Here is a 14,311-nt window from a genome sequence, read left to right on the forward strand (position 1 = left end):
TTGCTGTGACTGACTTTCTTTCATTGATAGAGTGTAATTTTACATCCGATTTACAGCTCAACTGCTGGTGATATCTTACTTTCTACGTAATCTCGATATTGAGTTTTTGAATCTTGAAAAAGTCCAAGGATGGTTGAGGTGTCTACGAAAGGGCAAACCGATTGGGTCACATAATATCGGTAACTGCTCCAAGGGTATTCGAGAGGAAACATAACAAGGTCTGCGGCCACAGGGTTTAGATGAATGTAACGGCTCGTATCTAGAAGGTACGAACGTTCTTCGATCAATTCTGCTCCGTAGCGTCCTTGAAATACATGGCCAGTTAATTCATATTTATTGTTGAAGTACATGGCATACGTTTCATTTAGTTCTTTCATGAATTCTCCAGGTGGGGACTTGCTGCACAGAATTTGAAGGTGCGTATGGTTTGTCATGAGGCAATAAGAGAAGAGCTCGACAGCGTGCTTTTTAACACAGTGACTTAAGATCTTTAAGTAGCGGTGGAAATCCAGATGGGAATAAAATAGGGGTTCCCTGCGGTTTCCGCGAGTCGTCACGTGATAAACAGCATCGGGGTACCAAATTCGGGGTGATCTAGGAATAATTTTCACCTCCTTTCAGTTGTACTTCTATTATACTTGCTGATAGCCGTATGTGGGAAATGGGGACTGACCCCAAACAATTTATTTCCCTTATTGTTTTTGAGTAAAACCCCAGAAGGAAGCGGGAATGCAATCGGTTCGAATCACTCCTTTTCGCAAAGTTATACATTTTCCGAAACAAAATTCACAATGTTTTTGTCGAAAGTACAGCGTTTATAGCATTTCTTATCAAATTTCCCCGGAAATTTTTCCGAAAAAATAGCTAGAAAACGAATATCTAGGTTATAACTACACAAAATAACCCCGTATTTTATTTAACGGAGGTATACATTTTGAATCCAAATCAATCGAATCAACCAAACCCGAATCAAAGCCAGCAGCCAGCAGCAACTAACAGTCCCGAATTCATCCATCAAAACATGCAAACTGGTCAAGTACCTGCTCAACTCAACCATGGCGGTCATGAGATGTTTGATGTTCATGAAATGCTGAGTGGCATAGTTTCTACATTAAATCTATACACGATGTGCGGTGGTCACGTGCAGGATCCGGAATTAAAAACGATGCTGAACAGCCACTATCAGTATATTTCAAGAGAATACAATGCTTGTGTGCAGGCTTTTCAAACAGGAACAAATCCAGCTCACAAAACAGAGTCTTATATGATGAAGCAAGACAATGACTTTGTATACGGATTAAAGCCAGCGCAGCCTAAAAAACCGATTCAAAGCGTGACCGAATTAAATGATGAGTCTGTTTCATCCCTTATCCTAGGAACATTAAAGTCCAATGCATCTTTACGAGCGATGGCGACCTTAGAAGTTACCAATCCCGTTATGAGACGTGTTTTAGCAGACGGAATCCCGAACTGGATAGAGATGGCTTACGAGCTGTCAATCTGGCAAAATAAGCATCATTATTATCAAGTTCCACAGCTCAACCAACAAGATATGACGAGCATGCTGAACGCTTATGCCCCGTCACAACAGACACAACCACCGCTTCAATAACTCAATAATCATTGAAAACGAGCACCTTAAAAAGGGTGCTCGTTTTATATTGTCACGTAAACAGGGATATCATGAGTAGGAATAGAAATGTTCTTTAAAGTCGAAAGAACTCGACAAGGTGAAATGAATTTGCCATAGTAATGAGTGGACTTATTTTATGTATTGAAACTCCAGGGGGTTGGGCAATGAAAAAGGGAACGGACTGGCGATATCGAGTCTCAAACAAAGAAGCCATTATGGGTACTGTGCTCGCTATCTTAAACTTTATCTGGTGGTATGCGTTTGCTTACGGTCTAGGTGGACGTCCTGTTAAAGAGTACACATACATACTTGGATTTCCTGCATGGTTTTTTTACAGTTGTATTATAGGATTTATTGTTTTTACCGTTTTGGTATATATCATGGTGAAGTTCTTTTTCAAAGAAGTTCCGTTTGATACAGAAGATTCAGGGCCAAAAGAGGAGGGCGATGTTCGATGAACTGGGATGTGATCCTTCCTTTAGCGTTCTTTTTGATCCTTGTTTTTCTAGTTGGTATTTACACCTCTCGTCATATAAAAAGTGGACCTTCTTTTTTACAAGATTACTTTTTAGCAGGCAGAGAACTTGGCGGCTTTGTGCTCGCTATGACGATGGTGGCCACTTATGGTAGTGCTTCAAGCTTTATTGGAGGGCCAGGTGCTGCTTATCAATTAGGGCTTGGCTGGGTATTGCTCGCTATGGCGCAGCTTGTGACAGGTTATTTTACACTAGCCGTCCTCGGAAAAAAGTTTGCGATAGTGGCTCGTAAGATAAACGCAGTTACACTTATTGATTTTTTAAAAGCGCGTTATGAAAGCAAGTGGGTCGTCATATTGTCAGCGTTAAGCATTGTTATCTTCTTGTTTTCAGCGATGGCTGCCCAATGGGTGGGCGGAGGAAGGCTAATCGAGTCGTTCACCGGGTTATCCTATACAACAGCCCTATTTATCTTTTCGGGTTCTGTCCTCGTTTATGTTATCGCAGGTGGATTTCGAGCTGTCGTGATTACAGATGCGATCCAAGGCGTTGTCATGGTGATCGGGACGGTCATCATACTAGCAGGAACGATTATAGCAGGTGGCGGAATCGAAAACATTATGAGTGAGTTAAGAGCGGAAAACCCAAATCTCATTTCGCCGTTCGGATCTGATCAATCCCTTACACCTCTTTATGTTTCATCATTTTGGATTTTGGTTGGTGTGGGTGTCGTAGGATTGCCGCAGATCTCGGTTAGAGCGATGAGCTACCGAAACGCAAAAGCCATGCATCGAGCGATGATCATCGGAACATTCGTTGTGGGATTCATTATGTTAGGCATGCACTTAGCTGGTGTGTTTGGAAGAGTAGTCCTTCCTGGTATCGAGGTGCCGGATAAAGTAATGCCTTTATTGGCACTCGAGGTACTGCCAGGGTGGTTGGCAGGGATCGTTTTGGCTGCGCCGCTTGCTGCCGTTATGTCAACGGTTGACTCTGTGCTACTGCTCGTCAGCTCAGCAATTATAAAGGATGTTTATATCAATTACATCAAGCCAGATGCAGAAGAGCAATTTGTAAAAAAACTAAGCTTCGGTATCACAGCTGTAGTCGGATTAAGTGTGTTCGCGATGGCCATTCATCCGCCAGACTTGCTGATTTGGCTCAATCTCTTTGCATTCGGTGGATTAGAAGCAGCCTTCATTTGGCCAATTGTTATGGGGCTGTATTGGAAAAGAGGAAATGCCAACGGAGCGATCGCATCTATACTCGTCGGAGTTGGCTCTTATATGTATCTGCACCTGAACTATCCGAACCTATGGGGCATGCATACGGTTGTAATGCCAATCGTGCTATCCTTCTTTGCCTACATTGTGGGGAGTTTCACAAAGGGGGACAGACCCCAGACAAATACATTCTAAACGACATTGTCCACTGGAGGTGGACAATGTCGTTTTTCTTTTGTTCTCAAATGAAATTCTAAAAATGGGATTTAAAAAATTACCCAAATAAATACCTCCAATACAAAACCTATAATAGAATCTTTAAATAAAATCCTACTAAAATGAAAATTTAGTAATAACTTACTAAATACCCATTTACAGTGAATGGAGCTGGTGGTAATTTAGTATCAGAATATAATTAGATAGTGTGGAGCTGTGAAGGTTGTTCTGTATGTGGGCGCTTGGGACAACTGAAGCTAGTAGCGCAACCGACCGCTTTCTTTATGAGTTCTATATATAAAGGAAGGGGTATTTTGTTATGGAAATCTCTCGAAAAGAAAAATTCAGTGCAAAGAAAAAGGCAGGAAAGAAATGGCCTAAAATTGTTTTAGCATCCACTTTGGCATTAGGCGTGGGTTCAACATCTGCATTTGCTGCAAAGCCGGAACTTGCTGATTATCTCTACAACCAGATCGTTTCGTTCACTTATAAGCCAGAAATAGATCAAGCTCTTCAGGATGAAGAAAAGTCACTATTGAAGAATCTAAGCACAAGCATTGCTTCTATCTTCTCAGGTGCTAAACAAGAGCTAGAAGATGAGAAACAAAAGATTATCACAAACAAAAAGACTGAAATACAGTCCCACTACAACAGCGAAATGGCTGAAGTAACAAAGAAGAAAGAGGAAGCAATGGCGAAAAAGAAACAAGAAATGAATGATGCTGCTACTAAGTCAACCACTGACATAAAAGCTAACATTACAAACGAGATTGAAAAAGAGATTGAAAAAAACAAAAACACCAAATAAATTTCCAAGAGCGGAGTCTTCATTCTCCGCTCTTTTTCTTTTTCTGATATCCTAGAATATAGAAATAGATGAACGGAGAGAAATCTATGAAAAAACTATTTTTAGCACTTAGTATTATTTTTCTCGTGTATGCAACGGCTATGCTCATCCAAACGACCAACATGGACATGGGTTTGGCGGTTTTCTTCCTTTTAGGTGCGTTTCTTTTCATCATCTATTATCGACACAATACGGCTATGAAACTTTTTCAAACCTATAAAAAAACAACTGTGACAATTGTGGTGCTTTGCCTGCTTTTTGCCGCCACTCTAGAAACTCTTATTCTGACATCTGCTAATACTGACCCGGGGAAGGTCTCAGGAAAGATAGACTCCATCCTCGTTCTTGGCGGCGGGACAAAGAACAACCGACCTGGTGCTGTTCTTAAAGGAAGGCTGGATCAAGCGCTCGCTTATGCCGAGAACCATCCAAATGTTAACTTTATCGTGAGCGGCGGGCTTGGATTCGGAAAAACAACGAGTGAGGGCACGATCATGAAAAACTATTTAGTAGAGAATGGGATTGAGCCTGAACGCATACAGATTGAAGAAAAAGCCACCAGTACGTACGAAAATCTTTTATATACGAAGGAAATGATTGGTGCCGATCATCAATTGTTAGTCGTTACGAGTGATTTTCATCTTTTTCGAACAAAGATGATTGCAAAACGTGTTGGAATTGAAGCTGAGGGTCTTGGATCACCGCTCAGAATCTCATCAGTTCCTCAAGCGCACGTGCGGGAATATATGGCGATCATAAAGAGTTATTTTACCGACCGTTAAAGGAATGAGGCTAACGATTATGGATAAAAGTAAGTATCATTGCTGCGCGACATGTTTAAATTTCAAGCCGGAAAAAACGAGCCAAGGTATGCGTTATCACTGCGTACGTCTTGGTTTTGAGACAAAACCACAGTACCAGTTCAATTGCTGGGATCCGAAACCTCATGTGGTAGAGCTTATGAAGAAAGAAAAATAATATTGGAGTTATTTTACACAAATACCTTGCAATACAAGTTAGTTCTGCATATACTATTGGTATATCTTGTCATGCAAGGCATTCTTTTTTGTTCAATACCCTTGTAATACAAGGTAGTGAAAAGAGGTGCACCTATATGTCAAACACTCAAATGTTAAAAGGGATTCTCGATGGATGTCTGTTAGCTATTATCCAAGAAGGTGAAGTGTATGGCTACGAATTAGCTGAAAAGCTGGAGACTTACGGTTTTCAACAAACGAGTGAGGGAACCATCTATCCGCTATTAATTCGGATGCAAAAAGAAGAACTCGTAACCACAACGTTAAAGAAATCGACGGCAGGTCCAAGGCGAAAGTATTATTCACTTACGAAAAAAGGTGAAGAAGAGCTAGAGGCTTTTATTGAAAGATGGAGTCAGTTAAGCCGATCAGTGGATCAAATTTTGCAAAAGAAAGGAAGCGAAAAATGAATGCGCCAAAACATACGTTAACGGCAGAAAGTCAGGATTTTTTAGATAACTTAAGACTTTATTTATTCTCAAGTGGTAAAAAGGACGACGAGATTAATGAAATCGTAGAAGAATTAGAAGATCATCTGATGGAAGCGGAAAAGCGCGGCAAATCCGTTCAGCATATTGTCGGAAGCTCGCCAAAAGTATACATGAAGCAGCTATCAGAGGAGATGTCGTTTGATTTCAAATGGTTATCGTATTTTCCAGTGATCGTACTAGGGGTCTTTGCTTATGTGCTGTTAGGAGATGCCATCAGAGGCGGAGTGCAATATTCGCTTCTTCAAGTCATCGGATATCCTGTGGCATGCTTGCTTCTAACTCTGTTATATATGAAAACCTTCAAGTTCTTAGCTAGCCGAGAGCTTTCTAAAGTTAAAAACGGAGTAATTTTTTTCTTGTTAGGAAGTTTTCCATTCGCTCTCTTTTTAGGACTTTTGCTGGCAAACAAAGCATACAATACGCCATCAGTAATTGACCTAGGAACAACAGGAAATATTGTGGCAGCAATACTTGCAGCTGGAATTTTTATCGGAATCGCTTTATGGAGCAAAACGTGGTTTACGATTGTCATACCTGTCATTTTGTTTGTACCTGAATTTCTGATTGGTATGACTTCATTTGAAAAAGAAACGAAGGGAATCATGACGTTATCGATAATGGTTGTGGTGTTCGCAACTTACTACGCGTTCACAGTGAAAAAATCTAAGGAAACTTCATGATTTGAAATGAGAGCTGATTCCTTTTGATCAGCTTTTTTTGTGATGCAATTGCACTTGCATGTTTACCATCAAACACGCCACTTGCACTGAAAAAGCTTACAATGTTACATTGTGTAAGGCTTTACACAGCTAATTAGTGGAAATACTGTTGATAGATAAGGTGATCTTGAAACAGATCATCGAAATAGAAAGGATTTTTGATATGAATCTTCAAATTCCGATTGAAATAAAAGAAAAGCTGCAGAAAGAGGCGACGAAACGATTAGAAAACTTGCCGGATGTATATAAAGAATTGATTGGTGAGCGCGGCTACACAGCGCCTGACGCTTCACTTATAGAAGATGCTGTGATCGCACTGGCATTAGGAAAAAATGTCCTGTTAAAGGGACCGACTGGTTCGGGTAAAACGAAGCTAGCCGAGCTGCTTTCAAACGTGTTCGGACAGCCGCTTCATCAAGTGAACGCTTCTGTTGACTTAGACGCTGAAGCTCTTCTCGGCCACAAAACATTAAGCTACAACGAGGGAAAGCAAGAGATTGAGTTCATTCCAGGACCTGTAACGAAAGCGGCAATGAACGGACACTTTCTCTACATCGATGAGATCAACATCGCAAAACCAGAAACGCTCCCGATTCTAAACGGAATGCTCGATTACCGCCGTACGATTGCAAATCCGTTTACTGGTGAAGTGGTAAAAGCGCAGCCTGGATTCAATGTCATCGCTGCAATTAACGAAGGGTACATCGGAACGGTGCCGCTTAATGAGGCGTTAAAAAATCGCTTCGTTGTGATCGAAGTGCCTTATATTCAAGGTGATACATTAAAAGAAATGCTTAAAAACCAGTCTCAGCAAAAAGACGAAGACGTTCTCTCGAAGTTTGTCCAGCTTTCATCTGACCTTATCGGTCAGGCGAAAGCCGGCCATCTGTCCGAGGACGCCGCATCCATCCGCGCACTGCTAGATGCGGCCGACCTCTCCGTCTACTTGCCGGCGAAGCGCGCCATCCAGCGCGCTATCGCCGACAAGCTCGAAGATGCCCGCGAACGCGCCCTCGTTTCCAACGTGGCTGCGACACTGTTTGCGTAAGCTGGGAAATGGGGTCTGACCCCACACAATTTATTTCCCACGACGATTTTGGAGGTTTTCCCTAGATGAAATTCCTAATATTTGCGGATACAAAGATCGATTCTTTTGTTCACATGCAACTGATCGATCTTTCACGCTCACTCTCAAAAGTGGATAAAATGGATGTTTCGTTCTCGTACCACTCGTACCTTGAACGAAAAAGCGGCGTCACTCACGTCAGCCAATTCTGGAACCCATACCCGCGCGACATTCAGCTGGAAGGCTGGAAATCGGACGTGTATTTGCGCAGCTACGGAACGCAATTTCATACGGATGACCACGTGATTTGGAACACGCTTCAGCAGCTGAAATCCCATCCGCACCGGGAATTTCTCAAGCAGGTCCTTCTATTCGCGGAAGACTTCCGATTAGAACAGATCTGTACATATGACCGGCCGGGGATGATACATGCGTTTAAGCTGCGTAAAGAAACATTCCAGGTGCACTACAATCGGGAGTACCGAAAACATATTCAGCAAAAGCGTGAACTCGACGCGCTTTTTTGTCATATCATCCTTTTAGCCAATAAACGCTTTGTGACGGTGCCGCAAGAAACGCAAGCACTCTACCAAGAGCTGCGACCGCTGCTCACAAAACTAACGACAGCTCAATCAACACAAAACATTGCTGCAATTATCATCCAAATGGCTGAAATCATACAAGCATACACTGACCTGAAAGACATGAAAACCGCTTACCGCAGTTTCAGCGATCAGTCGAAACACACAGATACAACTCAAGAAAACGAACAGGATTTTGACGACCTAACACGCAACAACGAAACAAAAACGAAGAAAACAATTACTAAAGATGATGATTCCGAAAAGGATGAAGACGATCAAGAGAAAGAATCACACTCGTCCTGGCACGATGAAACATCTGACCCCCAGGATTCATTTTTACAAATGGATCTCGATCAAGGGACAAACACGGATTTATTAGGAGAAGGTGCGAGGGAGGCCGAAAGTGGAGATGCGGTGTTTGGATCGGTCCAAACGAGCGCGCAGTCGACGGACAATAACGACTTCAACACCGAAAACGAACACGAAGCCGAAACCGACAACAACCAAACTGGTTCCGACTCTGTCAACCATTTTCCATACGGGGAAGTAAACAAAAACGTAACCGAACACTTTGTTCCTGCAAAACAAGCATCACCAGACGAAATTGCGCAATACGATGAATACAACCAAGAAATTGCTCCGTTCGTCTCGCAGCTCAAACAAAACTTCTTAAAAACGATGGAGCACAAGCGAACAGCACCAAGAGAAGATCTGCATTTTGGAAGACTTGGGAAGAAGCTTACAAGACTAGCAACCGACAAGAACCCAAGACTTTTCCGAAAGAAACAAGAATCTCAGCATGAACTCGACACAACGTTCACGTTGCTCGTAGACTGTTCAGCGTCCATGTTCAACAAGATGGAAGAGACGCAAAAGGGTATCGTTCTTTTTCACGAAACGCTAAAAGCGCTCAGAATTCCGCATTCTGTCGTCGGTTTTTGGGAAGATGCTGCTGATGCTACAACGAACGACCAGCCGAACTACTTTCATGAGGTGATCTCCTACCGAAATTCACTTCATCAGTCAGGGGCATCCATCATCCAGCTCGAGCCGCAAGAAGACAATCGTGACGGCTATTCGATCCGGCGAATGGGTGAGGAGCTCACAAAACGGCTGGAGCAGCAAAAAATTCTGCTCGTTTTCTCAGACGGTGAGCCAGCTGCCTTTGATTACGAAACGCACGGTGTGCTCGATACGCACGAAGCGGTTACTCGAACTCGAAAACTCGGAATCGAAACGATCGGCATGTTTATAGCAAACGGAGAAATAACAGAGGAAGAAGAGAAGCTGATGCAGAACATTTACGGTCCGCAAAACGTTGTTGTACCAAGTGCTGCGGAACTTGTGGACTACCTCATGCCTGTACTGCGTAAATTGCTTTTTAAATCTTTATAAAACACCAAAAACGCCAGGGGCATCACAACCCCAGGCGTTTTTTTATGTATGTATTAATACTCTAGCAGCTTCAGCCAAGCAAAGATCACGCCAACAAACCCCGTGTAGCTAAAAATCCTGACAGACCACTCTGGTAAGGCTGTTCGAAGCAGGCTTGAGAATATGCCGACAATAATAAAAGCAGCCAGCAAAATATAAATTGAAATGATATCAAACGGAATCCGAAAAGACAGCCAGTGTTCCATCGCCAAACCTCCCCTAATATGGATAATATCGGTCAAAATGCCTTTACATTAAGAAAGAAATAAAAATTAGCACCCGAAATCCAGCATTCTAAACAGTTAAATCGGGCACCGGAACTAGGGCAAACGCATATTGTATGGTAGATATCAGGGTGTGAGGAGTGAATGGTTTGAACCAGCGTGTAGTAGACGTCATTTTAGCAGAAGCAGAAGAAGAATACTTAGCGAACAATAAGGACGGTGCAACGTTTGCAGCTGAACTCGCCTTACTTGCATCAACGCTAGTAACTGCCGGTGATTTCCTGGCAACTTTTAGTGCTGCCATCGCGCTAAAGCAAATCTACATCGATCAAGCGCAAGCTCAAAAAGATCAGCAAGAACAAGAAGCGCAGATGAAAGAAATCCAAGATCAGTTGACTGCACTCAAAAACGAAATCAAAATGCTAAGGGGGAAAAGGTAGCTTTACTTTTCCCTTTACTTTTTTCCTAACAATCAATCATACTCTTTCTTCTTCCACTCATCCTCAGGCATCTCAAACTCGTCGCTCGAGAAACGCTCCTCCTTGAACGGGTCACCGTACATATGAAACCCATTCTGCTCCCAAAAACCAGGCTGATCTTCCGCTAAAAATTCAAACTTTCGGATCCACTTTGCACTTTTCCAGAAATACAGATGAGGCACAATAAGACGAAGCGGGAAACCGTGCTTGTCTGTCAGCCGTTTACCTTCAAACGAGTGTGCGAGCAGTACATCGTCACGCAGCAGATCTTCAAGTGGCACATTCGTTGTATAATCGTAATCCGCGTGGACCATCACGTACTTCGCTTTCGGATCCACATTAAAGTGCTTCAGAAAGTCTGTAAACTTTACGCCCTCAAACGCATTGTCGAATCGTGACCATCTCGTTACACAATGAATATCGCGTACGACTGTCGTTTGCGGCATCTTCATGATGTCTTCAAAAGTAAATTCGACATGTTTCCCAACGAGTCCTTCTACAGATAACGACCATTTTTTCATGTCATAAACAGGCACGTCACCTTCATGCAAAATGGGAAACCGTTCCGTCATGACTTGTCCAGGCGGCAACCTGCCTTCAAGTTTTTCATCAACCTCAGGAACGCGCATCTTCTTTATGCGATCGGCTTTATTAAGACCCATAAATCACATCATCCTCTCTAATAAACTAAAAAACGCCCTCTTTTAAAAAAAGAGGACGAATGATTCCGTACAATCCTCTTATCTTTCAGTTTTGTAAACTGTTAGATGTAGCACCGTGCCTATAAAATAGGTGGTTGCCGGGCTTCATAGGGCTAAATCCCTCCGCCTGCTCGAAATAAGAGACCGAATAAATCGGCTGAAACGTTATAAAAGTTACACCTATTATGACATAGGGGCATGAAAAATCAATGACATTTCTTTAGATATTCCAAGATACAATACGACAATTCCGAAAATCGCTGTGCTGATCAAGAAAAAGTACACAATTTTTTCTTCTGCTTCTTTTTCGCTCTGTCTTTTTTCAACCTCAGTCGATTCGCTCTTGCCAGAACCTTGCGACGTTCGTTTCTTTTGCTTACCAAAACCAAACATAGGAACAACCTCCGCTCTTAACACGTTTCCTGTTAACAGTTTTTCATATAAAAGCGAATTTTAAACAAGATAGTTTTTGCAAAGCTTTGTTGCTCTTGGAAGTGTTGATTTTCGCTCCAGGCTGCTCGCTTTCCGCGGGGCAGGCGGTGAGCCACATTTGGACGTTTCACTCTTAAGTGTCTCACCTGCCCGCCTGTCCCGCAGGAGTCTCGCAGCCTTCCGCTCCAATCAACATATCAAAGAAGTAATTAGGACAAACCACCTTAAAAACCACATTCTTTTAGGATTTTAAACAAAAAACCCCTAGAAGTCTTATACAAAAGACTTCTAGAGGCTATGAAACAACTTTTCACAAATTATTGCTGTACGGCTTTTGCGGCATTAACACGGCCGTTTTGGAACAGCGTGCCTGTGCCTGTTACAGGATCTGCCGTATCTTCAAGCGCTGCACGGATTTGTGAAGCATTTTTACCTTGAGCGGCGAGAAGTCCAGCTACACCCGCAACAACAGGTGATGCCATGGAAGTACCTGAGAAACTCGCATACTGATTGTTTGGTGTTGTCGAATAGATGGCAACTCCAGGAGCAGCGATATCAACCCACGTACCAAAGTTAGAGAACGAAGCTTTTTGATCGTTTTGATCAGTAGCCGCTACCGCGATCGCGTTCGAATAGTAAGCAGGGTAGCTAGGAAGGGCTACACCAGAGTTGCCAGCCGCAGCTACAACAACGGAACCTTTATTCCAAGCATAGTTCACCGCATCTTGAAGCGTCTGCGTACCTACCGATCCACCAAGACTTAAGTTAATAACCTGCGAGCCTTGGTCAGCCGCATAACGGATGCCTTGTGCAACATCATCCAATGAACCGCTGCCTTCTGCGTCCAGCACGCGAACAGCTAGAATAGAAGCTTTAGGAGCGAGTCCTGCGATACCAACACCGTTATTCGTGTTCGCAGCTGCGATTCCGGCAACGTGAGTTCCATGTTCGTTCTCATCGATCGGGTCGTTGTCATCATCAACAAAGTCAGCACCCTTAATTACTTTTCCGGCTAGATCCGGGTGGTTATAGTCAACGCCTGTGTCAATCACGGCGATTTTTACAGATGACGCACTTTGCGTTGTGTCCCAAGCTTGCTCGGCACTAACTTTTTGAGGAGCGTATTGCTGCTTGTATGCAGGATCGTTCGGAACATAACTTGCATGAAACGTGGCATTTGGCTCAGCGTATTCAACCGAGTCAAGGTTCTCGAAATTCTTAACAGCTTCTGCCACACTGCCATCGACTTTTACAACGGTAAAGTCTTTCGTCACATCCACCACTTTACCGCCAAACTTTGAAACTGTATTTTCAACAGAGCTTGCAGCTGAAACAGAATCTTTAAAGTGTACGATAATTTCCTGAGATGCAGCTTCCTGCTTAGCTGAAGGTGTAAACGAAGCTTCCTTCACTCCTGACTCAGCAGCTGAAGCTGGAAGAGCCAAAGAGACGACTAGTGGTACTGATGCGGCAACTGCCACGAAACGCTTTAACATAAAAATCACTCCTCAGATGTATTTACCAAGCGACTTGGCTTTGGTTAGTAAGGAATTCAACAGCATTCTACAAAACCCTCTATTGTTATCTGAAAATAATTATAACTTACTACAACGCTGTCGAAAGCGAGACTTTTTATCTATGGTTAAAGCGTAACACGTGTAACCATTTTATTATCTTAAGATAAAGTTACGATAGTAAACATTACATAACAACTCTGTAAAGGAAGCGCAAATACGTGAACTGAAACAGAATAATGTGACACTTTGGAAAAATCATGTAAGCTTAAAAAGAAGTGTATATAAGGAGGAGGATAAAAAATGGCACGGTTACCTGAAGTGAATGTTGAAGGAACACCATTTAAAAAAGCCCTTGCTAATGCGCCGGGAATTCTTGATGCTTTTCAGCAAATGGACAAAGCACTGAACAACATCCTGGAACCAGAACTTATGGAAATGCTCCGCTTGCGTGCGGCCTCAAACAACGGCTGCGATTACTGACAAAGCATGGACTACGGGACTCTGGACGAGTCCACTCGACAAACAGCGATGAAACAAGGAAACTCTGAACTATCAGACCGCCAGCGGCTAGCTTTAGAACTTGCAGACCACATCATGGCTTATCATGGACAGCTGCCAGATGAACTTTACGGCCGATTAACTCAACATTTTACCCGCGAAGAAATCATTGCGCTCTTTTTCCAGATCGGAAGTAAAAACGGAGCAAACTGGTTTATTATCGCGATGGGAATAGAAAATAAATAAGGAATAAGAAAACGTCCAGAAATGAATCTGGACGTTTTTATGTATTATCTATGTTGATCTACAAGAATAGGATTTCCGTCTGGGTCTTCAATCGTGAAACTAGCGGGCCCTGTGCTCGTTTCATCGGCTTCCGTAAGCAGCTTTACTCCTTGTTCCTTAAGGTGCTTTTGAAGTTCGCGAATATCTGTAAACTCATCAAGGCTTTCGGCGTTTTGATTCCATCCTGGATTAAACGTTAGGATGTTCTTTTCAAACATGCCTTGGAAAAGACCGATTACACAACTTTCATTTTTCATGATCAGCCAGTTTTGAGTAATATCCCCGCCTAATGCTTCAAATCCCAGTGTTTCATAAAATGCTTTTGATTTGTGAATATCTTTTACATTTAAACTTACCGAAAATGCGCCTAGTTTCATAAGTCCTCCTATTGGAAAAAAGATACTTTAACTATAAATGTGAATTTCCACAAATACAATAAGAACGAAACT

Annotated in this window: 19 protein-coding genes and 2 riboswitches; of the genes, 12 read left to right on the forward strand and 7 right to left on the reverse strand. The window is 42.6% G+C overall.

Annotated elements, in window-relative coordinates; all coding sequences use genetic code 11:
* Window positions 1–50 precede the first annotated feature (50 nt).
* A complete protein-coding gene (locus P8610_RS12200) occupies window positions 51–611 on the reverse strand; it encodes a transposase (RefSeq protein ID WP_394604599.1) in 561 nt (186 codons plus the stop codon).
* A gap of 410 nt (window positions 612–1,021) precedes the next feature.
* Between P8610_RS12200 and P8610_RS12205 the strand changes: the two genes are divergently transcribed.
* From P8610_RS12205 to P8610_RS12245, 9 genes are all read left to right on the forward strand, one after another.
* Complete coding sequence (locus P8610_RS12205) at window positions 1,022–1,612, forward strand: spore coat protein (protein WP_394604705.1); 591 nt, start codon at window positions 1,022–1,024, stop codon at window positions 1,610–1,612.
* Window positions 1,613–1,797: 185 nt separating this feature from the next.
* On the forward strand, window positions 1,798–2,091 hold the full coding sequence (locus tag P8610_RS12210; protein ID WP_394604600.1) for a YhdT family protein: 294 nt from the start codon (window positions 1,798–1,800) through the stop codon (window positions 2,089–2,091).
* On the forward strand, window positions 2,088–3,527 hold the full coding sequence (gene panF, locus P8610_RS12215; RefSeq protein ID WP_394604601.1) for a sodium/pantothenate symporter: 1,440 nt from the start codon (window positions 2,088–2,090) through the stop codon (window positions 3,525–3,527). The genes P8610_RS12210 and panF overlap by 4 nt, the downstream gene beginning before the upstream one ends.
* Window positions 3,528–3,749: 222 nt before the next feature.
* A riboswitch (cyclic di-GMP riboswitch) is annotated at window positions 3,750–3,832 on the forward strand.
* Window positions 3,833–3,867: 35 nt separating this feature from the next.
* The gene (locus tag P8610_RS12220; protein WP_394604602.1) at window positions 3,868–4,356 is read left to right on the forward strand and encodes a hypothetical protein; all 489 of its coding nucleotides are present in this window, start codon (window positions 3,868–3,870) and stop codon (window positions 4,354–4,356) included.
* Between the two features lie 86 nt (window positions 4,357–4,442).
* Entirely contained in the window at window positions 4,443–5,177 is a 735-nt protein-coding gene (locus P8610_RS12225; protein WP_394604603.1) for a YdcF family protein, read from the forward strand.
* Window positions 5,178–5,509: 332 nt separating this feature from the next.
* Window positions 5,510–5,842 (forward strand): PadR family transcriptional regulator, encoded by a 333-nt coding sequence (locus tag P8610_RS12230; protein WP_394604604.1) that lies wholly within the window; start codon window positions 5,510–5,512, stop codon window positions 5,840–5,842.
* On the forward strand, window positions 5,839–6,603 hold the full coding sequence (locus P8610_RS12235; RefSeq protein ID WP_394604605.1) for an HAAS domain-containing protein: 765 nt from the start codon (window positions 5,839–5,841) through the stop codon (window positions 6,601–6,603). The genes P8610_RS12230 and P8610_RS12235 overlap by 4 nt, the downstream gene beginning before the upstream one ends.
* A gap of 202 nt (window positions 6,604–6,805) precedes the next feature.
* Window positions 6,806–7,690, forward strand: a complete 885-nt coding sequence (locus P8610_RS12240; protein WP_394604606.1) for an ATP-binding protein — start codon at window positions 6,806–6,808, stop codon at window positions 7,688–7,690.
* A 65-nt stretch (window positions 7,691–7,755) separates the two neighbouring features.
* Window positions 7,756–9,687 (forward strand): vWA domain-containing protein, encoded by a 1,932-nt coding sequence (locus P8610_RS12245; protein ID WP_394604607.1) that lies wholly within the window; start codon window positions 7,756–7,758, stop codon window positions 9,685–9,687.
* Window positions 9,688–9,740: 53 nt separating this feature from the next.
* Here P8610_RS12245 and P8610_RS12250 read toward each other — a convergent pair whose 3' ends face one another.
* On the reverse strand, window positions 9,741–9,932 hold the full coding sequence (locus P8610_RS12250; protein ID WP_394604608.1) for a hypothetical protein: 192 nt from the start codon (window positions 9,930–9,932) through the stop codon (window positions 9,741–9,743).
* Window positions 9,933–10,099: 167 nt separating this feature from the next.
* Here P8610_RS12250 and P8610_RS12255 point away from each other — a divergent pair, with 167 nt between their 5' ends.
* Window positions 10,100–10,390, forward strand: a complete 291-nt coding sequence (locus tag P8610_RS12255; protein WP_289494140.1) for a hypothetical protein — start codon at window positions 10,100–10,102, stop codon at window positions 10,388–10,390.
* Between the two features lie 32 nt (window positions 10,391–10,422).
* Here P8610_RS12255 and P8610_RS12260 read toward each other — a convergent pair whose 3' ends face one another.
* The 4 genes from P8610_RS12260 to P8610_RS12275 all read right to left on the reverse strand — a co-directional run bounded on the left by P8610_RS12260 (window position 10,423) and on the right by P8610_RS12275 (window position 13,058).
* The gene (locus P8610_RS12260; RefSeq protein WP_394604609.1) at window positions 10,423–11,091 is read right to left on the reverse strand and encodes a sulfite oxidase-like oxidoreductase; all 669 of its coding nucleotides are present in this window, start codon (window positions 11,089–11,091) and stop codon (window positions 10,423–10,425) included.
* 75 nt (window positions 11,092–11,166) lie between these two features.
* Window positions 11,167–11,273, reverse strand: a riboswitch (SAM riboswitch).
* Between the two features lie 40 nt (window positions 11,274–11,313).
* Window positions 11,314–11,523, reverse strand: coding sequence for a hypothetical protein (locus tag P8610_RS12265; protein ID WP_289494143.1), 210 nt, complete (start codon window positions 11,521–11,523; stop codon window positions 11,314–11,316).
* 32 nt (window positions 11,524–11,555) lie between these two features.
* Entirely contained in the window at window positions 11,556–11,708 is a 153-nt protein-coding gene (locus tag P8610_RS12270; protein ID WP_394604610.1) for a hypothetical protein, read from the reverse strand.
* Window positions 11,709–11,879: 171 nt separating this feature from the next.
* Window positions 11,880–13,058, reverse strand: a complete 1,179-nt coding sequence (locus P8610_RS12275; RefSeq protein WP_394604611.1) for a S8 family peptidase — start codon at window positions 13,056–13,058, stop codon at window positions 11,880–11,882.
* A gap of 321 nt (window positions 13,059–13,379) precedes the next feature.
* On the opposite strand from P8610_RS12275, the gene P8610_RS12280 reads away from it, so the two are divergent.
* Together P8610_RS12280 and P8610_RS12285 are read left to right on the forward strand one after the other, a co-directional pair.
* Complete coding sequence (locus P8610_RS12280) at window positions 13,380–13,559, forward strand: hypothetical protein (RefSeq protein WP_394604612.1); 180 nt, start codon at window positions 13,380–13,382, stop codon at window positions 13,557–13,559.
* A gap of 6 nt (window positions 13,560–13,565) precedes the next feature.
* Window positions 13,566–13,823, forward strand: coding sequence for a carboxymuconolactone decarboxylase family protein (locus tag P8610_RS12285; RefSeq protein WP_394604613.1), 258 nt, complete (start codon window positions 13,566–13,568; stop codon window positions 13,821–13,823).
* A 44-nt stretch (window positions 13,824–13,867) separates the two neighbouring features.
* On the opposite strand, the gene P8610_RS12290 is transcribed toward P8610_RS12285, so the two are convergent.
* Window positions 13,868–14,239, reverse strand: coding sequence for a VOC family protein (locus P8610_RS12290; protein WP_394604614.1), 372 nt, complete (start codon window positions 14,237–14,239; stop codon window positions 13,868–13,870).
* Window positions 14,240–14,311 lie beyond the last annotated feature (72 nt).

Source organism: Fictibacillus sp. UD, assembly GCF_043558025.1.
Classification (GTDB): Bacteria; Bacillota; Bacilli; order Bacillales; family Fictibacillaceae; genus Fictibacillus.